This is a genomic window from Kitasatospora sp. NPDC036934 (assembly GCF_055608425.1).
In genome coordinates this window covers 56,494-79,242 of the sequence record NZ_JBVJQR010000001.1, presented here as the reverse complement: position 1 = coordinate 79,242, position 22,749 = coordinate 56,494, and the positions used below count along the sequence as shown (strand labels likewise).

General features: G+C 72.5%; 18 protein-coding genes, 1 tRNA gene and 1 pseudogene. 10 read left to right on the top strand and 10 right to left on the bottom strand.

Going from position 1 to position 22,749, the window contains the following annotated elements; all coding sequences use genetic code 11:
• Positions 1–115: 115 nt before the first annotated feature.
• Complete coding sequence (locus ACZ7BZ_RS00360; protein ID WP_470356370.1) at positions 116–634, bottom strand: MarR family winged helix-turn-helix transcriptional regulator; 519 nt, start codon at positions 632–634, stop codon at positions 116–118.
• A gap of 341 nt (positions 635–975) precedes the next feature.
• Here ACZ7BZ_RS00360 and ACZ7BZ_RS00355 point away from each other — a divergent pair, with 341 nt between their 5' ends.
• Positions 976–1,848 carry a universal stress protein gene (locus ACZ7BZ_RS00355; protein WP_470356369.1) on the top strand — a complete coding sequence of 291 codons (873 nt, stop codon included), beginning with the start codon at positions 976–978 and terminating at the stop codon, positions 1,846–1,848.
• 223 nt (positions 1,849–2,071) lie between these two features.
• Here the strand turns inward: ACZ7BZ_RS00355 and ACZ7BZ_RS00350 are convergent, their stop codons facing one another.
• The 3 genes from ACZ7BZ_RS00350 to ACZ7BZ_RS00340 form a co-directional block, all read right to left on the bottom strand.
• Complete coding sequence (locus ACZ7BZ_RS00350; RefSeq protein ID WP_380456107.1) at positions 2,072–2,242, bottom strand: hydrophobic protein; 171 nt, start codon at positions 2,240–2,242, stop codon at positions 2,072–2,074.
• Positions 2,243–2,479: 237 nt separating this feature from the next.
• Positions 2,480–4,114, bottom strand: coding sequence for a PP2C family protein-serine/threonine phosphatase (locus tag ACZ7BZ_RS00345; protein ID WP_470356368.1), 1,635 nt, complete (start codon positions 4,112–4,114; stop codon positions 2,480–2,482).
• Positions 4,115–4,447: 333 nt separating this feature from the next.
• Complete coding sequence (locus ACZ7BZ_RS00340) at positions 4,448–6,541, bottom strand: alpha-galactosidase (RefSeq protein ID WP_470356367.1); 2,094 nt, start codon at positions 6,539–6,541, stop codon at positions 4,448–4,450.
• Between the two features lie 676 nt (positions 6,542–7,217).
• Between ACZ7BZ_RS00340 and ACZ7BZ_RS00335 the strand changes: the two genes are divergently transcribed.
• Both ACZ7BZ_RS00335 and ACZ7BZ_RS00330 read left to right on the top strand, forming a co-directional pair.
• Entirely contained in the window at positions 7,218–8,912 is a 1,695-nt protein-coding gene (locus ACZ7BZ_RS00335) for a ricin-type beta-trefoil lectin domain protein (protein WP_470356366.1), read from the top strand.
• A gap of 362 nt (positions 8,913–9,274) precedes the next feature.
• Positions 9,275–9,351, top strand: a tRNA-Met gene (locus ACZ7BZ_RS00330).
• A gap of 339 nt (positions 9,352–9,690) precedes the next feature.
• Here the strand turns inward: ACZ7BZ_RS00330 and ACZ7BZ_RS00325 are convergent.
• Positions 9,691–11,454 carry an ABC transporter ATP-binding protein gene (locus tag ACZ7BZ_RS00325; protein ID WP_470356365.1) on the bottom strand — a complete coding sequence of 588 codons (1,764 nt, stop codon included), beginning with the start codon at positions 11,452–11,454 and terminating at the stop codon, positions 9,691–9,693.
• An 811-nt stretch (positions 11,455–12,265) separates the two neighbouring features.
• Here ACZ7BZ_RS00325 and ACZ7BZ_RS00320 point away from each other — a divergent pair.
• Positions 12,266–12,637 (top strand): annotated as a pseudogene (locus ACZ7BZ_RS00320) (VOC family protein); the annotation flags it as partial.
• A 63-nt stretch (positions 12,638–12,700) separates the two neighbouring features.
• Here ACZ7BZ_RS00320 and ACZ7BZ_RS00315 read toward each other — a convergent pair.
• On the bottom strand, positions 12,701–13,555 hold the full coding sequence (locus tag ACZ7BZ_RS00315) for a helix-turn-helix transcriptional regulator (RefSeq protein WP_380462529.1): 855 nt from the start codon (positions 13,553–13,555) through the stop codon (positions 12,701–12,703).
• Positions 13,556–13,710: 155 nt separating this feature from the next.
• On the opposite strand from ACZ7BZ_RS00315, the gene ACZ7BZ_RS00310 reads away from it, so the two are divergent.
• A complete protein-coding gene (locus ACZ7BZ_RS00310) occupies positions 13,711–14,490 on the top strand; it encodes an NAD(P)H-dependent oxidoreductase (protein ID WP_470356364.1) in 780 nt (259 codons plus the stop codon).
• 84 nt (positions 14,491–14,574) lie between these two features.
• Here ACZ7BZ_RS00310 and ACZ7BZ_RS00305 read toward each other — a convergent pair whose 3' ends face one another.
• On the bottom strand, positions 14,575–15,483 hold the full coding sequence (locus ACZ7BZ_RS00305; protein WP_470356363.1) for an NAD(P)-dependent oxidoreductase: 909 nt from the start codon (positions 15,481–15,483) through the stop codon (positions 14,575–14,577).
• An 83-nt stretch (positions 15,484–15,566) separates the two neighbouring features.
• Here ACZ7BZ_RS00305 and ACZ7BZ_RS00300 point away from each other — a divergent pair, with 83 nt between their 5' ends.
• Positions 15,567–16,034, top strand: a complete 468-nt coding sequence (locus ACZ7BZ_RS00300) for a winged helix-turn-helix transcriptional regulator (protein ID WP_470356362.1) — start codon at positions 15,567–15,569, stop codon at positions 16,032–16,034.
• Here the strand turns inward: ACZ7BZ_RS00300 and ACZ7BZ_RS00295 are convergent.
• A complete protein-coding gene (locus ACZ7BZ_RS00295) occupies positions 16,024–16,629 on the bottom strand; it encodes a hypothetical protein (protein WP_470356361.1) in 606 nt (201 codons plus the stop codon). The genes ACZ7BZ_RS00300 and ACZ7BZ_RS00295 overlap by 11 nt on opposite strands.
• A 342-nt stretch (positions 16,630–16,971) precedes the next feature.
• Here ACZ7BZ_RS00295 and ACZ7BZ_RS00290 point away from each other — a divergent pair, with 342 nt between their 5' ends.
• The 3 genes from ACZ7BZ_RS00290 to ACZ7BZ_RS00280 all read left to right on the top strand — a co-directional run bounded on the left by ACZ7BZ_RS00290 (position 16,972) and on the right by ACZ7BZ_RS00280 (position 20,317).
• Positions 16,972–18,096, top strand: coding sequence for a fatty acid desaturase family protein (locus ACZ7BZ_RS00290; protein ID WP_470356360.1), 1,125 nt, complete (start codon positions 16,972–16,974; stop codon positions 18,094–18,096).
• 62 nt (positions 18,097–18,158) lie between these two features.
• Positions 18,159–19,313: a glycosyltransferase family 4 protein gene (locus ACZ7BZ_RS00285; RefSeq protein WP_470356792.1), complete on the top strand. Its 1,155-nt coding sequence runs from the start codon at positions 18,159–18,161 to the stop codon at positions 19,311–19,313.
• 92 nt (positions 19,314–19,405) lie between these two features.
• Positions 19,406–20,317, top strand: coding sequence for an alpha/beta fold hydrolase (locus tag ACZ7BZ_RS00280; protein ID WP_470356359.1), 912 nt, complete (start codon positions 19,406–19,408; stop codon positions 20,315–20,317).
• Positions 20,318–20,333: 16 nt separating this feature from the next.
• Here ACZ7BZ_RS00280 and ACZ7BZ_RS00275 read toward each other — a convergent pair whose 3' ends face one another.
• A complete protein-coding gene (locus tag ACZ7BZ_RS00275) occupies positions 20,334–20,732 on the bottom strand; it encodes a MerR family transcriptional regulator (RefSeq protein WP_470356358.1) in 399 nt (132 codons plus the stop codon).
• Positions 20,733–21,044: 312 nt separating this feature from the next.
• On the opposite strand from ACZ7BZ_RS00275, the gene ACZ7BZ_RS00270 reads away from it, so the two are divergent.
• On the top strand, positions 21,045–21,704 hold the full coding sequence (locus ACZ7BZ_RS00270) for a hypothetical protein (protein WP_470356357.1): 660 nt from the start codon (positions 21,045–21,047) through the stop codon (positions 21,702–21,704).
• A 26-nt stretch (positions 21,705–21,730) separates the two neighbouring features.
• On the opposite strand, the gene ACZ7BZ_RS00265 is transcribed toward ACZ7BZ_RS00270, so the two are convergent.
• Positions 21,731–22,588: a siderophore-interacting protein gene (locus tag ACZ7BZ_RS00265; protein ID WP_470356356.1), complete on the bottom strand. Its 858-nt coding sequence runs from the start codon at positions 22,586–22,588 to the stop codon at positions 21,731–21,733.
• Between the last annotated feature and the right edge of the window lie 161 nt (positions 22,589–22,749).

The following is a 22,749-nucleotide window of genomic DNA, read 5'->3' as shown; positions in this document are numbered from 1 at the left end:
GTTCTGCCAGGCTGCCGACGGGCCCTTGAAGAGCAGATAATTAGCTGGCTAATTACTGCTCCGCGAGAAGGGCTCCCATCCACGGGATGAGAGCCCGGGCCGGCCGCCGGCCGGGTCAGTCGGCGGTCAGGGCCGAACTGTCGCGCACGACACGGGCGAGAAGGTCCAGGAACACGGTTCGCTCCTCGACGGTGAGCCCCCCCACCATCGCCTCCAGTCGCCCGAAATGCTCGGGCGCCATGTCCCGCAGGCGCTGCGCACCGCGCGCGGTCAGGACCGCGACCGTGCCGCGACCGTCCTCGATGGACGGACGCCTGGCAATCAGGCCCTCGCGCTCCAGGCCGTCCAGCAGGCCGGTGACCGTGGCCCTGGAGACATCGAGGTCGGCCGCCAGTTGCGAGGGGGACTTCTCCCCCCCATGGCCTTCGAGGTCCGCGAGCAGCCGGTAGCGGCCCGTCGACAACCCGAACCTGGCGAAGTGGGCCTCGGCCGCCCGCCCGACCCTGGCACCCGCGGAGATCAGCCGCACCGCGACCAGCACGGCCTGCGGATCCACCTCCAGGCCGTAGTGCCGCAGCTGCCACTCGGCCTGCTCCAGCGTGGGCTGCTCGCCGTCGACTCCACCCTTTGCCATACACATAATATGGCAGCTAACGACCTGGGGCGTCAAGACGCCATGAGGCTCAGGCGGACCAGGCGGGGTCCGGCTACTTCTGGACCATTGCCCCGCTCGATCTCGGCGTGGGTCTGCCCGGGCCCTGAGGACCGCGGTCAGCTGACCGGCAGCACCGCGGCCGGACCCGAGGCGCGCACCCGGACGTTCCGGGTGCGCGCCTTCGCGCACCCGGGACCTTCGGCCCGGCCGACGGACCCGGGCGGCCCTGGAGCGGCGGGACCGCATTCGGCCAGGCTGGTTCCCCGGCCCCGGGTGGTTGTGCCCGGGGCGGTCCCGAGGAACGGAAGCAGGGCACAGCCATGAGCAAGTTCGTTCTGGCCGGAATCGACGGCTCGGCCGAGAGCACCGCGGCAGCGCAGTGGGCGGCCGACGAGGCGGTGCGGCGCAGCCTCGCCCTGCGCCTGGCCCACGCCTGGACCTGGCAGGACGACGTCCACGCCGATCCCGACCAGCCGGCGGAGGTACGCGCCCTGACCGAGCGCATGCTCGCCCACGCGGCGGAACAGGTGTGCTCGGCTCACCCGGGCCTGGAGGTGCACACCGAACTGCTGGCCGGCCACGAGCCGGCCGCGTCCCTGCTCGCCGCCGCGGCCCGCTCCGAACTGCTCGCCGTCGGATCCCTGGGCCTTGGCGGCTTCGAGGGTCTGACGGTGGGATCAGTCGGTCTGAACGCCGCGGCACGGTGCGACGTGCCCGTCGTCCTGGTCCGGTCCGCGCAGTCGAATCAGGTGGGCGCCGCCGACGGAGCCGAGGTGGTCGTCGGCCTCGACACCCGCGCCCCGGCGGACGAGGTCATCGACTTCGCCTTCCGGGAGGCCGCGGAACGCGGAACCGCGCTGCGCGCCGTTCACGGCTGGACCCCGCCGGCGGTCTGGGGCTACGCGGGGTGGACGGCGCCGCTGGTCGAGACCGAGCAGTTCCGCATTGTCGAGGCCGGGTTGCTCAGCCAGGCGCTCGACCCGTGGCGGGAGAAGTACGCCGGGGTGCAGGTGGTCGAGGACAGCCGGATCGGCAGCGGCGCCGGCGCGGTGGTGGACGCCTCCGGCAGTGCCGGACTGGTCGTGGTCGGCCGCCGGCGGCGCCGCCACCACCTCGGTACGCGGCTCGGTCCGGTCGCCCATGCGGTGATCCACCACGCCCAGGCGCCGGTCGCCGTCGTCCCGCACGACTGACGCGCCGCAGGGAGCCGTGGCGGGACGACGGCGAGCAGGGCGGTGAGGACGGCTGCGACGTCTGCCCGGTCTCTCTCGCCGGGACCGGTGGTGTCGGCGAAGAGGACCGCGTGCGCGGCGGCCAGGCGGGGTGCGAGGTGTTCGGCGGTGGCCGTGGCCAGTTCGAGGACCAGGATCATCCCGCACCTCCTCGGAACCACGCGGGCGGCCGCGGGCTGCGGTGCTACCAGCGGTACCAGCGGCCTCGGCTGCCCGCACTGCTGGTGCCGCGCACGACGAACCCGAGCAGCCAGACCACCAACACCACCACGGCCACCCACCACAGGGCCTTCAGTGCAAAACCCACACCGAACAGGATCAGGGCCAGCAGGAGCACGAGCAGAAGGGGAACCATCGTCAGCAACCTCCTTGGTCGGTCGAACGTCCTTCGTGTGGACTCGTCTGCCCCGCACCGCCCTCCCCATGCACGTTCAGAGCACAGGAGCGGTGCCCGCGGCGTTCGGCGCCAGGACCTGTGTGCTGACGCCGTGGTGCCGTTGGGGGTGCGCGCCTGGACACCGGCCCGGTCCGGCAAGCGGCTCCAATTCGGCGCCACCGATCACCATGGGCAGGACGAGCGACCCGCCCCCGCTCAGCGGGCCATGTGCAGGGCGCAGATGTCGTCGCGGCGCGCCTGTGGTCCGACGAGCGCCCGCGTGAGCGCGTCCACGCAGCGCGGATCGCCCACGTGGACCAAGGCGGTGCGCGCCAGACGGGCCAGCCCCTCGTCCAGGGTCTGGCCCGGGGTCTCGACCAGCCCGTCCGTGTAGAGGAACAGGTGGTCCCCGGGCAGCAGGTCGAGGGTGGACGCCTCGTAGTGCGCCTCCGTGGTGGCTCCCAGCAGCGTACCCTCGGGGGCCGGCAGGAAGCGGGCTCGGCCCCCGCGCACCAGCAGCGGGGGCAGGTGGCCGGCTCGGACCCAGGTCAGCCGGGAAGCGACCGGGTCGTAGCGGGCCATGATCATGGTCGCGGTCTCGAAGCCCTGGTCCGGTGTGTGCAGCAGCAGGGTGTTGAGGCGGGCCAGGATGGCGGGCAGCGGCGTGCCGGTAATGGCCATGCCCTTGCCGGTGAAGCGCAGCAGCGCCATGGTGGCCACTGCGTCGAGCCCGTGGCCCGCGACGTCGCCGACGACGAACAGCGCGTCACCGTCGGGCAGTTCGATGGCGCTGTACCAGTCGCCGCCGAGGCTGAGACCTTCCTGCACGGGCTGGTAGGCGACGTCGACGGTCAGGCCCGCCAAGATCCGGGTCTGGCGGGACACCGGAAGGAGAGTGTCCTGGAGACGGGCGGCCAGCCGGCGTTCGGCGGCCAGCTGGCTCTGCTGGGCGAGCGCCTCCTGCTGGTGATGGCGGAGCTGCTGTTCCGCGTGCTTGGCTGCGGTCAGGTTCTGGAAGAAGCCGTGGACTTCGACCGGGTCGGCGTGCGCGTCGAGTTCGGCTTCCGCGACGATCCGCACGTGCCGAACCTGTCCGCCCGGAGTGGTGATCCGGAACGTGTGATCGATCGGCTGACCATCGCCCAGCAGCTGATGGACAGCCCTTCCGAGGGCCGGAAGGTCCTCGGAGGGGACGTGGGAGGGCAGTTCCTCCAGAGTCATCGGGCCCTGGACCGGGTCACGGTCGAAGATCGTGTAAACCGCCTCGGACCAGGTGACCACGTTGCGAACCAGGTCCCAGTCCGCCCAGCCCATGCCCGCCAGGCGCTGCATGACCGCCAGACGGCGCTGCTCACGCTCACCCGTGTCCAGGCGGGTCCAAGAGACGATCAGCCCGCTTTGGCACGGCACCGCCCGCACCCCGTAACGCGAGCGGTGCGGGATGCCGGCCGCGACCTCCTCGTACTCCAGCTCGCCCTCATAGCACTCACCAGTCTCCAGGACCTTCAGGTAGCCGAGCCACAGCTCACTGCCCGCCGCCCCGGGATACGTCTGGAGGACGCTGAGCCCGATCAGGTCCCGGCCCCGCCGGCCCCCGATGTCCACCGCCCCGGGCGAGGCCGCCGCGAAGCGCAGATCTGTGACCTCTCCCTCCGGGCCGAGGACCGGCTGGAGGAAGGTCACCGATCCCGGGACCCCGGCCAGGACCTCCTGAACCGCGGACACCGCCGGCTCGGCGACCGGGTTCAGGGCGGGTGGCTGCTGGCGGGCCAGGTACCGGCGCGAGGAGAAAACACCACCGTAATCGGGTCCCCCGGTCCGCGTGACCTCGTGCTCGGCGTCGACATCCATGGGACGAGCATGCCACGTAGGCTCCGCGCGACAGCCAGTTCCCGTTGTTCGTCCCCCCGCTCCCACCAGAGCGGCCGGTCCGAAAGGCGCCGCATCGTACTCGGATGCATCCGCAGGGATGGCACTGCCGACCCCGAGTCCCCGCAGACGCCTCTGCGGCACAAGCCCCGCAGGCGCCCGAGCCGGACCCGCTCCTGCGGTCCGGTCCCGCACTGACAGGGATCTCCCGACAGCAGCCCACGGGCCCGGGCTTGGCCGGTGCCCCGCACGCTGTCGAAGCGTGCGGGGCACCGGCGGTGGTTCGGGGCGGGACCGGGGTTCAGCGGCCGGGATTCAGGACAGGGCCGTCCAACTCTGGCCGGCCGCAGCCGGGTTGGCCGGGTTGGTCATCCCGGTCGAGCCTGCGGTGGTGCCGGCGACGTCCAGGACCAGGCCGTTGCCGACGTTGGTGATGGTCAGCACGCCGGAGCCGTTCTGGACGACCTTCCACTTCTGCCAGGGGTTGTTGGGCGAAGGGTTGAGCAGGTAGGCGCTGCCGACCCCGCTGCCGCCGGCCAGTACGGTGTGCGTCTGGGCAGCGGTGTAGCAGTTGTCGCTGATCGTCACCGTGCCGTCCGCGTTGGGCGTGAACAGCCACTGCTGGGCGGCGTCGCCGCTCTGGTAGGCGTTGATGTCGGAGTTGGCACCGGTGACGGCGTAGCAGCCGCCCTGGACTTCGAGTGCCCGGCCGCCGGTGCCGCCCGCGCTGATCGCGTGGTACTTGCCGTCACCGACGATGCCCGTGCCGGTACCGGTGCCGGCACCGCCGCCCATGCCGATGCTTCCGCCGGCGATGCGGTAGAGCGTGACGCCGTGCGCGGGGATCCAGTTGCCGCCGATCGTGCCCGTGGTGGTGCCGGTGGCGCCGGTCCACAGGTCCCGGTAGGAGTAGCTGGAGCCGGTGAGGCCGAGGTCCGCGAAGCTGGCGCTGGGCATCGCCCAGTTGTTCGGGTCCTGGTTGATCAGCGCCACGGCCAGGTCACCGTTGGCGAGTTGGCGCTTGAGGATGACGGGGGCCGTCGGGGAGGCGGGCGGGTTGCCGACCAGGGTGGCGGGCTTGGCCAGGCTGTCCTGGTCGATGGCGATCATGTCCGGGTTCTTCAGCAGCCCCAGGGCGGAGGCGCTGATGCCGGTGGACCAGGTGTAGCCGTTCGAGGTGCGCTGCGAGTCGGCGGTGGTGCGCAGGTCGGCGCCGGCGATCAGCGGGGCGGCCATCATCGACAGGATGGACAGCTCGGTGCGCGACTCGTCGTCGGTGAACGGCTTGTTGCCCTTGTTGGTGTCGGTGACGCCCCAGATGCCGTTGGTGTCCTGCCAGCCGGCGAACATCATGTCCATGTCGTTCCAGCTGCCGGGGTGGACGTTGCCCGGATACTGCAGGGCGGTCTGCAACTGGCCGTTGTAGAGGACGCCGTCCAGCTCACTGTCCCGGTCGCCGCCGATCCGGCACAGGTTGGCGACCTGTCCGCACCACACGCCGGTGGGGTAGTACCCGGGCGCATGGTTCGGCAGGGTGCCGGCGGCCGCGATCAGCGGGTCGGTGCGGGCCGGGTCGTCGGCGTTCAGCAGCGAGGGGATGCCGGTGTGCGCGGGCTGCGCGGACAGGCTGAGGGTGACCTTCGGCCGGCCTGCGGCGGCGGTGGCCGCGTCCAGGGCGTGCTGGAAGGTCTGCGTCCGGGCGTAGATGGACCGGGTGAGCTCCTTGCCCTCGCCCTGCGGGTAGTAGCTGTAGTTGTTGATGGTGATCGTCGGCCCGTAGGGGCAGTCGTCGTACTTGACGTAGTCGACGCCCCAGGAGACGAAGTCGGTGGCATCGATGGACTCGTGGCCCAGGCTGCCGGGGTGGCCCTGGCAGGTGGTGTAGGTATCCGTTGCGTACAGACCGAACTTCATGCCCTTGCTGTGCGCATACCAGGCCAGGTACTGGATGCCGTTCATGGTCTGGCCGTTGACGGTCTGCGAGGGGAACGAGCCGGGGTCCGGGACGAGGTGGCCGCTGGTCGGGTCGTTGCCGCTGCCATCGGTGCCGGAGACCGGGTTGCCGTAGCTGTCGTACAGCTGCATCCCGTTGTCGGCGTTCTTCACGAAGTCCGTGGTCTGGCCGTCCCGGTGACGCATCGACCAGCCGTCGTCGATCGTGACGGTGTTGTAGCCCGCCTGCACCAGGCCGTTGGCCGACATGAAGTCGATGGTCTGCTTGACCTCGGTCTCGTTGATGGAGGCGCCGAAGCTGTTCCAGGAGTTCCAACCCATGGGCGGGGTCAGGGCGTTGCCGTTACCCAGGGCGGCGGCCGGAGCGGCGGTGACGAGGGTGGTGGCACCGAGGCCGGAGGCGGCGAGCACCATGGCGGCCAGCAGGCCGACGACGCGATGTGGCGATGTGCGCATGTGGGGGCTTCCCGAGGACTGGGTGCGCCAGGTCCGCATCCACCCGAAGGGGCGGGGCCTGGCCACGGCTGGTGGGGGGCGGCTCTGAGTTCTGACGCGCCTGGACGCGGTCGTGAACACGAGCGGGCACCCGCAGGCGCCGCGCTGGGAGAACATCACGACAGCACGTCAGACAGTCACCGTCGGTGGGGTGTTGACAGGGCGGATCGCTGGGCCGCCCGGCTCCGAAGGTGATGCCATATGATATTTCACCAATCAGAACCCCACAAGACTAAACACAAAAACCCACACGCCATGATGGCTGATGTCGCCTCCACGACCCTCCACCATCGCAACGCAACCGCGGGACGGACGGTCACCGCCCGGCAGATGCGAGCGCGACCGCCCGCAAGCAGTACTGCTCATATCTGCGCAGCTGGTTCGCACGGCCGCGTGATCGAAGGTGATCGCCTGACTGCGACAGACCGACTCGCTCCGGCCGGCGCCTGGCCGCTTACGCCGCCTTCACCGGCCTCATTGATCTCCATGTTCACGACCGTGCGACTTTGGCGGTGACGTGCAACTGCACCGATCATGCTCAAAGTTGAAGTTTTTTCAGACTTCTTGACATAACTGCGCAGCCCCAGTGCACTTGGGTGCGCACTGCTCCTCAGCATCCCGACGCAAGGAGTCCACCGTGCCACTCTTCCGCACGTCCCGGCGCCGACTAGCGGCCGGCGCACTGTCAGCCGCGTTACTCACGCTCTCACTGGCATCCACCACGGCGCACGCCTCACCCACCGCGACGTCGGGTGACGGCAAGCCGCTCGCCGTCACCCCGCCGATGGGCTGGAACGACTGGGCCCACTACCAGTGCGCCGTCGGCGAACAGGTCGTCACCGCCAACGCCGACGCCCTGGTCTCCACCGGCCTCGCCGCCAAGGGCTACAACACCGTCACCGTGGACGACTGCTGGATGTCCACCGCTCGGGACGCCAGCGGCAATCTGACCGCCGACCCGGCCAAGTTCCCGCACGGCATGGCCTGGCTCGGCTCCTACCTGCACGCCCGCGGGCTGAAGTTCGGCATCTACGAGGACGCCGGCTCCACCACCTGCGGCGGCTACCCCGGCAGCGGCATCGGCCGCCACGGCGAGCCGGACCACTTCGCGCAGGACGCCGCCACCTTCGCCACCTGGAGCGTCGACTACCTGAAGCTGGACGGCTGCAACCTCTACACCGCCCCCGCCCAGACCCAGGAGCAGGCCTACCACCAGGCCTACGACGCCCAGGCCGGCGCACTCCGCGACTCCGGCCGGGACATCGTGTTCTCCGAGTCCGCGCCCGCCTACTTCCAGGGCGGCGAGTGGGGCAACCAGAGCTGGTACGACGTGCTGTCCTGGGTCGGCCAGGACGGCCAACTCTGGCGCGAGGGCTACGACATCGCGACCTACGATGCCGCCCACCCCGACGCGAGCCGCTGGTCCAGCGTGCTCGGCAACTACGGCTACAACCGCTGGATCGGCTCCTTCTCCTCACCCGGCAACTGGAACGACCCCGACTTCCTGATCGCCGGCGACAAGGGCCTGACCGACGACGAGGCGCGCAGCCAGGTCGCCCTGTGGTCGATGATGGCCGCCCCGATGATCCTCTCCTCCGACGTCTCCCAGCTCTCCCCCGCGGGGCTGCGCGCGCTCGGCAACTCCGACCTCATCGCCATCGACCAGGACCCGTCGGGCCGACAGGCCGGCGTGGTGTCCAGTACGTCCTCCGCCGACGTCCTGGCCCGGCCGCTCGCGAACGGGGACCGCGCGGTGGCGGTGCTGAACCGCTCGAACAGCGTCCAGACGATCAGCGTCCCGCTGGGCGCCGTCGGACTGCCCGGCTGCTCCGTCGCGGCGAAGGACCTCTGGACCGGAACGGCATCCGCCTCGTCGTCCGTCCTGAGCCAGACCGTCCCGGCGCACGGCACCGCCGTCTGGCGGCTCACGCCCGGCAGCGGCTGCGGCACGGCCGTCCCGACCGGGCAGTTCACCGGCGACGGCGCAAAGTGCATGGACGACTCCGCCGGCGGCACCGCGGACGGCAACCCGGTGATCCTCTACGACTGCACCGGCAACGCCAACCAGCGCTGGACCAGGAACGCCGACGGCACCGTTCGGAGCCTCGGCAAGTGCCTGACCGCCAAGGGGAGTTCGGTCGGAAGCGGGATTGTGCTCAGCACCTGCACCGGCGGCGTTCTCCAGCAGTGGGCCCCCACACCGGACGGCACGCTGACCGGCTCCGGCCTCTGCCTGGACGTGACGGGTGGCAGCACCGCCTCCGGCACCAAGCTGGAGCTCTGGACCTGCGGCAACCATCAGGCCAACCAGTACTGGTCGCTCCCGGTCTGACCGGAGCACGGCATCTCTGCCCGGGGCAGGTCACCCCGGGCGGAGGTCCCACCGGCGTCGACGCGCTCGCGGTGGCCCCGGTGCTCCGGCCCCCGGCCTCGACGCCGGTCGCAGAGGCGACGGGATGTTCGGCACAATCGGTTCCGTTCTTGTCCGACCGCCCCCTCGCGGCGTCCGTCCTCGCCGCAACCGCCGTACTCGCCATCGCCGTCGGCGCCGCGCCGACCGCGTTCGCGCACGCGTGCGGTGCGTCCAGACCGAGTTGGGGCGGACGTGGATCAGGAGCCGGTCGCGGGTTGCCTGGCACCGGACGCATGCATTTCGCGTCGTGGCCGTGGATGGCGTACAGTCTCCCTCATCGACGCGGGGTGGAGCAGCTCGGTAGCTCGCTGGGCTCATAACCCAGAGGTCGCAGGTTCAAATCCTGTCCCCGCTACCACCAAGGCCGGGCCCGGTGCGCAGTGCGCGCCGGGCCCGGCTTTGTGCTCGCGCGTCGCGGCCGACGAGGCTGCGCCACCAACGGGAGCCCACGGAGAACCTGGACCGGCTGGGCGAAGTCCTCGGCAGTGCCGCGAACCTGCCAGGCCGCACCGACGACGGTGCTCGCCGAGCGCGTCAGCCTCTGGCGGCTGGTCGTCGTGGACGAGGACTGCCGGCCCTGACTCGCACAGCCCGACGGGAACCCCGAGGAGATCTGCGAGAAGCCGCGCAGCATCGCAGGCGGCGGACCTCATCGAGGGGGCGCGGCACTGAGCGACTCCCCCACCGCGGTTCGGCGTCACCCCGGGTGGGTGGCGGCGACTGCTGCCGGGGTCGGGCCGAGGTTGAGCACGTCGTCGGCGAGGGGTAGCAGGGCCTGGTCGTGGGTGATCAGGATGATCGTGCGGCCGGCCATCAGGCGGCGCAGCGGGGGGACGAGCTGTTCGACGGTGTGCGGGTCGAGTCCGGTGGTGGGTTCGTCCAGGACGAGGACCGGGGTGTCGCGCAGGAAGGCCCGGGCGATGGCGACGCGCTGGGCCTGCCCCCCGGAGAGCTGGAAACCGTCGTCGCCGATGACCGTGCGGTAGCCGTCCGGGAGTGCGGTGATGAAGTCATGGGCGCCGGCGTTCCGGGCCGCGCGCTCGATCTCGTCCGGCAGGGCGGCGGCGGCGCGGCCGTAGGCGATGTTGTCGGCGATGGAGGCGTGGAACAGCGGTGCCTGCTGGGGCAGCAGGGTGACGGCCTGGCGCAGGGAGGCGAGGGTGAGCTCCCGGATGTCCTGGCCGTCGAGGCGGACGGTTCCGCTCTCCGGGTCGAGGAAGCGGACCAGCAGTTTGGCGAGCGTGGACTTCCCGCTGCCGCTCGGGCCGACCACGGCGAGCGTCCCGCCGGGGCGGAGGTCGAGGTCCAGGCCGGCCAGCACCGGGGCCCCGGAGGCGCCCGGGTAGGCTGCACGGACGTCCTCGCAGGTGATCCGGCCGCGCACCGGCCCGGTGTCCCGGGCGCCGTCGCGTTCCCGTACGGGGCTGGTCAGGTCGTGCAGTTCCAGGAGGCGTTCGCCGGAGGCGCAGGCTACGCCTGCCAGGGGGACGAGCCCGGCCAGTTGCTGAGCGGGTTCGAAGAGCTGGGCCATGAAGGCCGCGAACGCAAGCAGGCCGCCGAGGCTCAGTTGGCCGTGGATGACCTCGAAGGCCCCGACGCCCACCACGACCAGTCCCGCGAGCAGCTGCAGCACCCCGATGAAGGGCTGGTAGAGGTCGGCCACCCGGGCGGCGGAGAGCTCGGCGTTGAGGAGCGCCCGGCCCTCCCGGTCGATCCGTTCGACCTCGCGGCCCTCCTGGCCGTAGGTCCGGGTGACGACGGCATTGCGCAGCGTCTCCTCCAGCAGCGCGGTGACACCGCCGGCACGGCGCTGGACCTGCCGCTCCCGGCGGCGGATGCCCCTCCCGAACAGGGTGGTGGCGAGGATGAACAGGGGTGCGACCACCAGTGCGGCCAGCGTGAGCGGCCAGCTGAGGTAGAACGCGGCGCCGGTGAACAGCAGCAGGCTGACGGTGGCCACCGCGCCCTCGACCAGCCCGGTGGCCACCATCTGCTCGATCGCGGCGATGTCGGTGGTGAGCCGGGCGACCAGGTCACCGCGCCAGCGGGTCTCCAGGGTGTCGGGCGGCAGGGTGTGCAGATGGGCGAGGGTGTCAGTGCGCAGCCGGAGCATGTACCGCTCGGCGGTCCTGGTGCTGGTGTACGTCCCCGCGTAGGTGAACAGCCCGGCGACGACGGCCGCGCCCAGCATGAGCCCGGCGAGCAGCCAGAAGTCGCCGAAGCGGCGCGGCACGAGGACTTCGTCGATCAGGTCCTTGAACAGCCAGACCGAGACGACCTCGCCGAAGGCGCCCAGGACGAGCAGGGCCGCGCTGAACGGGAGCCACCGAACGTCCGGGCGGACCCACGGCCAGAAGCGGCGGAAGAGCTCGCGTAGCGGGATGTCGGGTGAGTCCGCGACCGGGCCCTGGTCGGCAGCGGTCGGGTCCGCCCGGCCCCCCGAGGACGTTGCACCGTGCACGTCGGCACCCCGTTCGGCATGCGGAGGACAGGATGAGGGGCCGACGGCGATGCCGCCGGCCCCTGGTTGAGCTATGACGGACTACTCCACGCAGTCCTCATCGGCCCCACCGTCACCAGAATCCGAACCGCCTACGGCGGTGGTGACGACGACGACGCCGACGTCCGTGGTCATGGTCGCGACGGTCGAAGTAACTCATTGCTGACTTCTTTCTCTCGTCTCACCGGCGCTCCGCCCTCGCACTCGTCGGTTGACTTGACGGGGGAACGGCGTCGGATCTGCCGTGCCGTGGTCGGATCCGTCGGGCGGGGCCGTGGGCCACGCGCTACGCGGATTCGCTCCACTTCTTCAGTATCGCCCCGTCCCGGCCGCGCGCAGCCCCAGAACGGCACCGGGAGCAGCCTCACCCGCTCTGACCAGGCGAAACGTGATTCGGATTCGGTGGCGCCGAACGGGGCCGTGCCCAGGCTGCTACGGGCCGGAGCGGCGGTCGGCGGGACGGCCGAACGGGGCGGTAGCCAGTGTCTGCACGGGGGTGAGCGCGCTCGGCCGGGCCGGGCTGCCCGCCATCGCTCCGGGGTGCCGGTGGTGCGGTATCTCCTCGACGTGGTCGACGTGGTCGACGACCGGGTGCTCAGGTCGACCGGCATCGACCTCGCGCCACCGCGTCACCGTCCGTCACGGGCCCGCGGCCGCCACCCGCATCGCCCGTCTGTCCCGGACCGGACCCGCCGCCGTCTGCGACGTCAGCTGACGCGCCCTCACTCACCACCTGCCCGGGTGGGCCCGCGGCCGCCCCAGGATCTGCGGCATGGCGACACGACTCGTGCAGATCAACATGAAGGCCCGGGACGACTCCGCGCTCGGCCGGTTCTGGGCGGCGGCGCTCGGATGGGACGTCGACAGCGAGGGGCCGGGCGTGACCAACCTCGAACCCGTGGGCTTCGCCTACCCCGACCCGGCGGCCGTCTGCATCGACATCGTCGCCCGCCCGGAGCCCAAGACGGTGAAGAACTGGGTGCACCTGGATCTGGCCACCGAATCGGCCGCGCACCAGGCGGAGTTGGTCGCACGGTTGCAGGGCCTCGGCGCGACGCTCGCCGACGTCGGGCAGGGCGACGGCGTGCCCTGGACGGTCATGGCCGACCCGGAGGGCAACGAGTTCTGCCTCCTCAGCCCCCGCTGACCACCGGCCGCCCGCGCCCGCCGAAGGCCCGTCGTCGGTGGGCGCGGGCAGGATGTCCGATCACGAACGGCCGCCGGTGCGGGCGTTCACCGGGGGATGCGCGTCGTCACCGTCCGCGCCCAGGCCCGCGAGCAGGCGCAGCCCGTCCTCGGCGGGGCTGCCGGGGGCTGCGGACAGCACCAGCAGTTCGATGCCGGATTCGTCGGGCAGGGCGAAGTTCTCCTGGTGCAGCTCCAGCAGTCCGACCAGCGGGTGCCGGTACACCTTGCGCCCGTGTGTGCGGGCGCGCACGTCCGCGCGGGCCCAGAGGTGACGGAAGCGCTCGCTGCCCATCGCCAGTTCGCCGATGAGCGAGGCCAGGCCGGGGTCGTCGGGGTACTGGCCGGCGGCCAGCCGCAGGTGCCCGACCACGTCGAGGGTGCAGGCCTCCCACTCCGCGTAGAGGCCGCCGTCGAGTTCCTCCAGGAAGATGTGCCGGGCGGTGTTCAGACCCGGCATCGGGCGGCCGAGGAGGAGCCCGGCGAGGCGGTTCCCGGCGAGTACGTCCAAACGGTGGTTCATGATCAGCGCGGGTGCGTCGGCGACCAGGCCGAGGACGCGCAGCAGCTCCGGCCGGATCCGGCCGCCCGGCGACTTCGCGCGGCGGCGGCACTGCCGGGCGAGGCGGCCGAGGTGCCCGCGTTCGGTCTCGTCGAGGTCGAGGACGCGGGCGAGCGCGTCGAGCACCTGCTCGGAGGGCTGGGTCGCGCGGCCCTGCTCCAGGCGCACGTAATAGTCCACGCTGACGCCGGACAGGTGCGCGACCTCCTCGCGGCGCAGCCCTTCGACCCGGCGGCGGCGGTCGGTGGGAATGCCGGCCAGCGCCGGATCGACCCGGGCGCGCCGGGTCCGCAGGAAGCCCGCGAGATCGTCCATGCGGCCCAGTATCGCCCCCGGCCGGGCCCGCGAGGGTGGCCCTGCCGGTACCAGGAAGTCCGGTCCGACGGAAGCAGGGCCCCTGAACGCCGGGCGCCGGGGCGTCCAGGATCGAAGCCGTCCGATCCGAACGCATCCGATCCGAAGGAGTTCCCGTGAAGACGCTGATCGTCCACGCCCACCCGGAGCCGAAGTCGCTCAACGGCTCGTTGAAGGACCTCGCCGTCACCACCTTGGAGGAGGCCGGACACGAAGTACGGGTGAGCGATCTGTACGCGATGAACTGGAAGGCCGTCGCGGACGCCGCGGACTACGGCCCCGAGGCCTCGAACCCGCTGAGGGTCGGCCGGGACTCCGGCCGGGCCTTCGAGGCCGGGACGCTCACCCCGGACGTCCTCGCCGAGCAGCAGAAGCTGCTGTGGGCCGACACCGTCATCTTCCAGTTCCCGCTGTGGTGGTACACGATGCCCGCGATCCTCAAGGGCTGGGTGGACCGGGTGTTCACCCACCGCTTCGCGTACGGCGTCGGCGAGCACAGTGACACCAAGTACGGCGAGCGCTTCGGCGAAGGCACCCTCGCGGGCCGCAGGGCGCTGCTGTCGGTGACCACCGGCGGCCCGCGGTCGCACTACGCCGCGCGCGGGATCAACGGCCCCATCGACGACCTGCTGTTCCCGTTCCAGCACGGCGTCCTCTACTACCCGGGCATCGAGGTTCTGCCGCCCTTCGTGCTGTACGGCGCCGACCGGATGACCGAGGAGGACTACCCGGCCGTCGCCGAGGCCTGGGAGCGGCGCCTGCTCACCCTGGAGTCGACCGAGCCGATCGCGTTCCGGCCGCAGAACTTCGGCGACTACGAACTCCCCTCGCTGCACCTGAAGGAGGGCCTGGAACCTGCGGGCCGCACGGGTTTCGGCCTGCACGTGCGCGGCTGACCGCCGACGACGGACCGGGACGAGCAGGGGCGCGAACAGGACGAGCGGGGGCGCGGGTCCGGGCGCCCCCGCTCCCTCATCCGGTCAGCGCGCTCCTCGGATGCTGTCGATGATGCGGGTCCAGTTGTCACCGCCGTGTCCGTTCTCGATCGCGCGCCGGTAGTGGGCCTGCACGGCCATCGGAAGCGCGAGGTCGAGGCCGACCGAGGCACTGGTGTCGACGATGTGGTCGGCCGTCGCGCCCATCATGGTGACCGTGCTGAGGGCGCCGGGGTGTTCTCCGGCATCGAGCGCCGTGCCGGGGGTCTCCTCACCGGCCCTCAGGATGGCGCCGATCGAGTCGGCGGAGGCGAGCAGCTCCGGCAGCGCCGCCGTGGCCTTCATACCGGCCGTGCCCAGCATCGCGGTCGCCTGCATCAGTCCGGACAAGGTGCTGAGGAACACCGCGAGTTGGGCCTGGTACATCAGCTGCGCGAGCCCCGGGTCCTCCCCCAGGTACTTCGGTGTCCCCAGCAGCGTCAGCGCCGCCAGGTGGCGCTCCAGCACGTGGCCGTCGCCGCTGTAGTAGACCTGGGACGCCGCCGTACCGACCATCGGCGCGGGGACCATGACACCTCCGGTGAGGAAGGCCGCGCCGTGGCCCGCCGCCCAGGCCGCCGCCTCGCGCGAGCGGTCGGGGGTGTCGGAGCCGAGGTTGACCAGCGTCCGGCCGGCCAGCGACCCGGTGGCCCCGCCGAGGATGTCGTACATCGCCTGGTAGTCGGTCAGGCTGAGGATCACGAGGTCACTTGCCGCCACCGCCCCACCGGGCGTCGCCGCGAGTACCGCCCCGGCGGCGGTGAGGCCGTCCGCTCGGCCGGCGGTGCGGTTCCAAACGGTCACCGGGTGGCCGGCGGTGAGGAGGGTTCGGGCCATCGCCTGTCCCATCGGGCCGAGCCCGATCACGGTGACGGCGCTGTTCTGCTTGCTGCTGTGGTTCTGTCGTTCGTTCACCCCTCCATGCTCGGAGAGTGTCACCGCTCCCGGAAGTACCTACTATTTCCTGCGGTACTTACCAATAAGTAAGGGGGTCGGCGATGGCCAAGGCACCGAGGCAAGGCCCGTACATCTGCGGCATCGACGCCGCGCTCGACGTGGTGAGCGGCAAGTGGAAGGGGCTGATCCTCTGGGAACTCGACACCTGTGGCGTGCGCCGCTTCGCCGAACTCCGCCGCGCCCTGCCGGGAGTGAGCGAGAAGATGCTGACGCAGCACCTGCGCGAGCTGGAGGCCGACGGCCTGGTGCACCGGGAGGTCTACGCGGAGGTGCCGCCACGGGTCGAGTACTCCCTCACCGAGCACGGGCACACCCTCAATCAGGCCCTCCGGCCGCTCGGCGTCTGGGGGCGGGAGCGGATCGACCGCGAGGGCCACGCGGTGGTCGACGCGGCCGGGGATCCGGTCGACGGACAGACCGGGCGGCGAGTTCAGCCTCCGCTCCCCGGTCGCGAACTCGACGGCCCCGCCGGTGCCCGCTCGCACGGTGCTGCCCGGTTCACCTCGTGATGTCGCCGTCCGGCAGGTCGTGGACGGTGACCTCGGCGCGCGGCCGGCCCAGGAGCTCGGCCACCGTGTCGCCGATCCGCCGCGCGTCGCCCGTGGGCTCGGGGGGCGCTCCTTCGGTGTACCGCTCGACGGCCTTCTCGAAGTAGGAGGGGTTCCAGGCCCCGACGGCCCCGCTGACGTCGACGGCCTTCACCGGGCTGTGGCCGACGGCGCGCCTGATGGCGGGGAGGATCTCGTCCGAGGCGTACTTCCCCGGGACCTGGAACAGGCTCGCGTGGCCGCCGACCTTGCCGCCGTCCCGCAGGTAGACGGTGACGACCAGGCAGCTGGTCACGGACGGGTAGGTGATCGTGCCGCGCGGACCCACCCGGCCGACCTCTCCCTCGGTGAGCGAGATGCCGGGCGCGGCCGGCGTCCGCGGCACGAGGTGCTGTGCGCTGACCTGCCCGGCCCCGCCGAGCGCCGCGGCCCCGACCGGGCCGGCGCCGAGCCCCTCCGCCGACGCTCCCCCGGCCGTGAAGACCGCCAGCACCAGCGCCGCCGCGACGGCGCCACCGGCGCTCCGCACGCCCCGCCTGGACACCAGCAACGTCATGACCCCACACCCCCGGAAACCGATTCCGCTTCCGCGTGCACCCGTGCACACGCGCGGTGACACATGCTCCTGAGCACGAACGGTCTCGTCAACTCCGCGCCCCTCCCGTCCACCCCCCTCCCGCCGGTCGACCCGGGAAGGTCGCCGGAACGAACGGGCGCCCTTCGGACAGACGGCCGGACAACCAGCCCGTCCGTCCACCCGATCGGGCACTTCCCCGGAACATCCGCGAACGGGGCGGGACAGCAACCGGCCGCATGCGAAAGGCTCCGCGCATCCGGAGCGGGCCCCGTGGTTCGGCGGCCGGGATCGGCCGGATCGAGCCCACACCCGGAAGGTGACATGACCGTTCAGGACGTCCCGACCGCCCGCGCCGTCCGGCACGGCGACTTCGCCGAGCTGCGGCGACGCGTCGCGGAGGCCGGGCTGCTGCGCCGGCGTCCGCTGTACTACGCCTACCGCGCCGTTGCCCTGCTCATCGCCTCGGGGCTGGCGCTGGCGGGGTTCACCGCGCTCGGGGCGAGCTGGTGGCAGCTCGGCCTCGCGCCGCTGTTCGCCTTCCTGCTGGGGCAGTTGGCGCTGCTCGGGCACGACGTCGCGCACCACGCGGTGTTCTCCGGGCGCCGGGCGACGGACCTGGCGGGGATCCTGCTGGGCAACCTGGTGGTCGGCATGAGCTACGGCTGGTGGGTCAGCGACCACAACCGCCACCACGCGCACCCCAACCGCGAGGGCCGCGACCCCGCGGCGGACGCCATCCTCTTCGTCCGCACCACCGAACAGGCCGACCGGACAAGGGGGTTGAGGCGATCCATCGCCAGACACCAGGCGGAGCTGTTCTTCCCGCTGCTCTCCCTCCAGGCACTCGGCCTGGTCGTCGCCACCGGGCTGACCCTGGCCCGCGGCCCGCTCCGCCACCCGGTGCTGGAACGGACCCTGGCCACCCTGCACTACGCCCTGGCGGCGGCCCTGCTGCTGCTCGTCCTCACGCCGCTCCAGGCGCTCGCGTTCGCCGTGCTGTGCGGCGCCGTGCTCGGCGTCTACCTGGGGTGCGTCTTCGCACCCAACCACAAGGGCATGCCGATGACCGGCGCCGCCGAGGAGCACACGGACTACCTGCGCCGGCAGGTGCTACCCTCCCGCAACCTCCGGGCCGGGTGGTTCGTCCACTTCCTGTTCGGCGGCCTCGACCTCCAGATCGAGCACCACCTCTTCCCGGCCATGCCGGTGGTCGCGCTGCGCCCGGCCTCGCGGATCGTGCGCGCCTACTGCGCGGAGATCGGAGTGGACTACTGCGAGGCCGGGCTCGTCGACTCGTTCCGGGAGATCCTGCGGGACCTCCGGGCGGTCGGCCGCTCCATCGAGCCGGAGCCGCCGTCGGCCGCCGAGCCCGGGACGGAAGCCGGGCCCACGTCGGCCGCCGGGCCCGGGACGGAAACCGGGCCCACGATGGGAGCAGCCCGGTGAGCGCGGCCCCCTCCGGGGCGGCGGTACGCACCCCGGGCGGCCCGGTGCGCGACGGCGGCCTCCTGCGGGTGCTGATCGTCACCGAGTCCTTCGCCCCCCAGGTCAACGGCGTCGCCCACAGCGTGCTCCGGACGGCCGAGCACCTGGCGGCCCACGGCCACCGGGTACTCGTGGTCGCCCCGGCGACCCGGACCCGGCGGGGCCCCGAGCGGGCCGACGGCTACGACGTCCTCCGGGTGCCGTCCGTCCCGCTGCCCGGCTACCCGGAGGTGCGGATCGCCCTCCCCGGGCGCCGACTGGCTGCGGCCATCGACCGGCACCGGCCCCAAGTCGTCCATCTGGCCGGACCGTTCGCGCTCGGCGCGGCCGGGGCCGCGGCGGCCGGACGGGCCGGGATCCCGACCGTGGCGGTGTTCCAGACCGACATGGCCGCGTACACCAGGACCTACCTTCCGGTGGCGCGCGAGCCCGGCGCCCGACTCGCCTGGCGGATCCTGCGGCGCATCCACACCGGCGCCGCCCGGACGCTGGCGCCGTCCCAGGCCTCGCTGAGCGCGCTGGCCGCCCAGGGCGTCCCCCGGCTGCACCTGTGGCCGCGCGGCGTCGACGGCGCCCGCTTCCACCCCCGTCACCGCGACGAGGCCCTGCGCCGCCGGCTCGGCCCGCGCGGCGAGGTGCTGGTCGGCTACGTCGGGCGTCTGGCTGCGGAGAAGCAGGTCGACCGGCTGGCCGCGGCGTCCCGGCTGCCGGGCGTACGGCTGGTGGTCGTCGGCGACGGCCCGTGCCGGAGCGCCCTGGAGGCCGCACTGCCGGACGCGCTCTTCCTGGGCCGCCGCACCGGCCCCGAACTCGCTCGGCTCTACGCCTCGTTGGACGTGTTCGCGCACACCGGCCCGTACGAGACCTTCGGCCAGACCGTCCAGGAGGCGATGGCCAGCGGCCTGCCCGTCATCGCCCCGGCCGCCGGCGGGCCGCTGGACCTCGTCCGACCGGGGAGCACCGGCCTGCTCGTCCCACCCGGCTCGGGCGACGCGTTCCGGGCGGCGGTCGAACGGCTCGCCCGGGACGGCCGGCTACGGGCGGAACTCGGCCGGGCGGGCCGCGCGGCGGTGGCCGGGCGCAGCTGGGCGGAGGTCGGCGACCAGCTGATCGGGCACTACCGGCTGGCCATCGCGGAGACGGCCGGGCCGCGGAGTCGACCGGTCGGGACCGGCTGACGGCACCCGTCCGCGACCCGCCTCGGGACCCGTCGCGCCAGCCTCGCAACCCGCCTCAGGCCGCCGTCGCGCCACGCATCGAACCCCCCGAGATGAGGACCACCGTGCACCAGCCCCTCGCCGCCGAGTACCTCCCCAGTACGGCGCCCGCCGCCGACACCGCCGTGTTCCTGCACGGCCTCGGCGGGTGGACCCACAACTGGGCCGCGCTGACCGGCCTGCTGCGGCCGTCCGTCCACTGCCTCGCCCTGGACCTCCCCGGCTTCGGCAGGTCCGCACCCCCGCCCGACGGCCGGGTCACCGTCGCCCGGCAGGCCGCCGCCGTCGCCGGCCACCTGGAGCGCGCCGGGCATCGCCGCGTCCACCTCGTCGGCAACTCCCTCGGCGCCCTGACCGCCCTCCACCTCGCCGCCCACCGTCCGGGCCTGGTCGCCACCCTGACGCTGGTCTCCCCCGTGCTGCCCGCCCTGCCGCCGCGCCAGGCCCTGCGGCTCTCCCTGCTCGCCCTGCCCGGCGCCCACCGCCTGTACTCCCGGCGCCTCGCCGCCCAGAGCCCGGACCGCCAGCTCGACGACCTCTACCGGCTGATCTACGCGAACCCCGCCCTGGTCACCCCCGAGCAGCGGACGACCGAGGCCCGGGAACGCCTGCGCCGCGCCGAACTCCACCACACCCCGGGGATGCTGACCGCAGGCGTGCGCGCCGTCATCCGCACCTACCTGCGCCGCGGAACGTCCTCGCCCTGGCAGCAGGCGCGCCGGATCACCGCTCCCACCCTGCTCGTCTACGGCCGGGAGGACCGCCTCGTCCCCTTCCGTACCGCACCCCGCGCCTACGCGGCCTTCCGCGACGTCCGGCTCCTGGCCCTGCCCGGGACCGGCCACGTCGCCATGCAGGAACGCCCCGAGCCGGTGGCCGCCGCGCTCCGCGCCCTGATCATCGGGAGCCGCCCCGCCCTGCCGGACCCCACCACCGCGGCCCGGCCCGCCGTCTCCGGGCGCTGATCCGACCCGGCCGGCGTCAGAGGGCCCTGGACTCGCCGTCGACCATGCTGAGTTGAGCCCGGCCGGAGGCGGTCTCGATCACCTCGTCCAGGACCTCGCGGGAGCGGATCAGATCGGTGATCACCTGGTCGATCCGGTCGCGCTCGGCGGCGAGCTCCTCGACCAGGCGCGGGGTGGCGGTCGCGTTCGGCGCGCCGTCGGAGTCCCGCATGCAGGGGAGGAGTTCGGCGATCTTCTTGCTGCGCAGCCCGGCCGCGAAGAGCTCCTGGATGAGGACGACCCGGTCCACCGCGCCGTCCGGGTAGTCCCGGTGCCCACCCAGGGTGCGCTCGGCGGAGAGCAGCCCCTGTTTCTCGTAGTAGCGCAACGAGCGCTCGCTCACACCGGTGCGCCGGGCCAACTCGCCGATCCGCATCCCGTCCCCCGTCCCCCGTTCTCCGACGCGCCGTCACCTGGCGCCGGAGAAGCACTTGAACCTGACACCCATGTTAACTTCTGCGGTTTCGGCATGACGACGAGCGCCGGAACCACCGCCCCGATCCACCGCCGCAGGCGCGTACGTGCCCGATCTTGAGTACGCGTACTCAGGCGGCGCCCGGACGGATCGGTGAGGATCACCAGGGCAAGCCACGCGGACACCGCCAGGCTCGCCCGCACCGACGAGGGGCATCCGCCCCGGTCGGACCGATCATGATTTCTCCCGGGGGATTCCTTGCGCTCCGCAACCGTGCTCCGTACCACCGCCGTCCCGGCCGCCGCCGCGCTCGCCCTCCTCCTGACGGCCTGCGGGCCCGACAACAGCGACGGCCCCGCCAGCGCGGCCCCCACCGCCACCGCCGCCACGGGCCCGATCACCGCCCCGCCGTCGACGGCCGCCACCGCGGCACCGAGCATCACCGCCGCAGCGCCCACCGCGACGCCCTCCGCCCCCAGCCGCTTCGCCGGCGCGCTCGCGCCCGCAACGACCGCGAAGGGCACCTACACCGACAGCGAGAAGGGCGACATCTCCGTCGCCATCGGCCCCACCAGCGTGGTCAAGGGCGACATCGCGGACCTGGCCAGGTTCCTCAAGCCGGAGGACATGACGGGCAAGACGCCGTACTACGTGAGCGTCACCTACACCCACACCGGCGGCAACGGGATCTACGAGCCGTACTTCAACCGGCGGCTGCGCGCCATGATCAGCGACACCTCCCAGGCCCGGAAGGTCGACCTGCTCAGCGCCTTCCCCAAGTGCGAGAGCGACGTCCCCCAGGGTGGCAAGGACTTCGTCAGGGGCCAGAGCGAGCACGAGTGCGCCATCTACCTGGCCCCGGCCGACCAGCCCCTCAAGTACGTCCTGTGGCTCGACAAGGACGACAAGCCCCTGGCCTGGAAGGCCGGCTGACGCACAGCCGGCCCCCACGGCCACGATCAGCCGACCTGCTGCCGCTCGGCCTGCTCCTGCTCGGCCTCCACCTGGGCGTTCCACTCGCGCTTGGCCGCCCGCCAGGCCTCATCGCTCTGGCCGAGCCGCCAGTAGCCCGAGACCGACAGCCGCTCGCGCGGGATGCCGCGCTCCACCCGTAGCAGGCGGCGCAGTTCCTTCACGAAGCCCGCCTCGCCGTGGACGAACGCGGAGGCCGTGCCGGCCGGGAACTCCAGCGCGCCCACCGCCTCGACCAGTGCCTCGCCCACCGGGCGCGTGCCGCGGTGCAGCCAGCTGATCCCGGCCCTGGCGGGCGTGACGATCTTCTGCTCCTCCGCGGCGTCCGCGACCTCGATGAAGGCGTGCACCAGCGCGTCGGCCGGCATCCGCTCCAGCGCCGCGGCGATCGCGGGCAGCGCGCTCTCGTCGCCCGCCAGCAGGTGCCAGTCGGCGCTCGGGTCGGGGGCGTAGCCGCCGCCGGGGCCCAGGAAGCGCACCGTCTCGCCGGGCTGGGCGCGGGCCGCCCACGGGCCGGCCAGGCCCTCGTCACCGTGCACCACGAAGTCGACGGTCAGCTCGCACTGCGCCGGGTCCCAGGCCCGCACGGTGTACGTCCGGGTGATCGGCCGTTGCTCGGGCGGGAACTCCGCGCGGATCCGCGCGATGTCGAAGGGCTCCGGGTAGCCGACGCCCTCGGGAGCGAAGAGCACCTTGATGTAGTGGTCGGTGAACTCGGTGGCGTCGAAGTCCGCCAGCCCCGCACCGCCGAGGACCAGTCGCACCATGTGCGGCGTGATCCGCTCGGTGCGCAGCACCCGTGCTTCACGGGCCCGTGGCGTGCGGCGGGTCGGTTGGTCTGCCATGGTGTGTGCCCCCCTGGGCTTGCTGGTCGCGCCTTTTGAGCAGAAATGGTAAGGCTTACCTAAGTTACCACTCCCCGGGGGGCATCGACACTCCCGGGGCGTCGGCACTCAGCGGGGGCGTCGGCCCGCCACCGCGTGGTGGCGGGCCGACGCCCGTGCCG

Bases quoted from the DNA above. Each gene is read 5' to 3' on its own strand.
- ACZ7BZ_RS00265 (WP_470356356.1), bottom strand. From the start codon at position 22,588: ATGGCAGACCAACCGACCCGCCGCACGCCACGGGCCCGTGAAGCACGG.
- ACZ7BZ_RS00315 (WP_380462529.1), bottom strand. From the start codon at position 13,555: ATGGACGATCTCGCGGGCTTCCTGCGGACCCGGCGCGCCCGGGTCGAT.
- ACZ7BZ_RS00355 (WP_470356369.1), top strand. From the start codon at position 976: ATGAGCAAGTTCGTTCTGGCCGGAATCGACGGCTCGGCCGAGAGCACC.
- ACZ7BZ_RS00290 (WP_470356360.1), top strand. From the start codon at position 16,972: ATGACCGTTCAGGACGTCCCGACCGCCCGCGCCGTCCGGCACGGCGAC.
- ACZ7BZ_RS00345 (WP_470356368.1), bottom strand. From the start codon at position 4,114: ATGGATGTCGACGCCGAGCACGAGGTCACGCGGACCGGGGGACCCGAT.
- ACZ7BZ_RS00340 (WP_470356367.1), bottom strand. From the start codon at position 6,541: ATGCGCACATCGCCACATCGCGTCGTCGGCCTGCTGGCCGCCATGGTG.
- ACZ7BZ_RS00280 (WP_470356359.1), top strand. From the start codon at position 19,406: ATGAGGACCACCGTGCACCAGCCCCTCGCCGCCGAGTACCTCCCCAGT.
- ACZ7BZ_RS00360 (WP_470356370.1), bottom strand. From the start codon at position 634: ATGGCAAAGGGTGGAGTCGACGGCGAGCAGCCCACGCTGGAGCAGGCC.
- ACZ7BZ_RS00275 (WP_470356358.1), bottom strand. From the start codon at position 20,732: ATGCGGATCGGCGAGTTGGCCCGGCGCACCGGTGTGAGCGAGCGCTCG.
- ACZ7BZ_RS00300 (WP_470356362.1), top strand. From the start codon at position 15,567: ATGGCCAAGGCACCGAGGCAAGGCCCGTACATCTGCGGCATCGACGCC.
- ACZ7BZ_RS00350 (WP_380456107.1), bottom strand. From the start codon at position 2,242: ATGGTTCCCCTTCTGCTCGTGCTCCTGCTGGCCCTGATCCTGTTCGGT.
- ACZ7BZ_RS00295 (WP_470356361.1), bottom strand. From the start codon at position 16,629: ATGACGTTGCTGGTGTCCAGGCGGGGCGTGCGGAGCGCCGGTGGCGCC.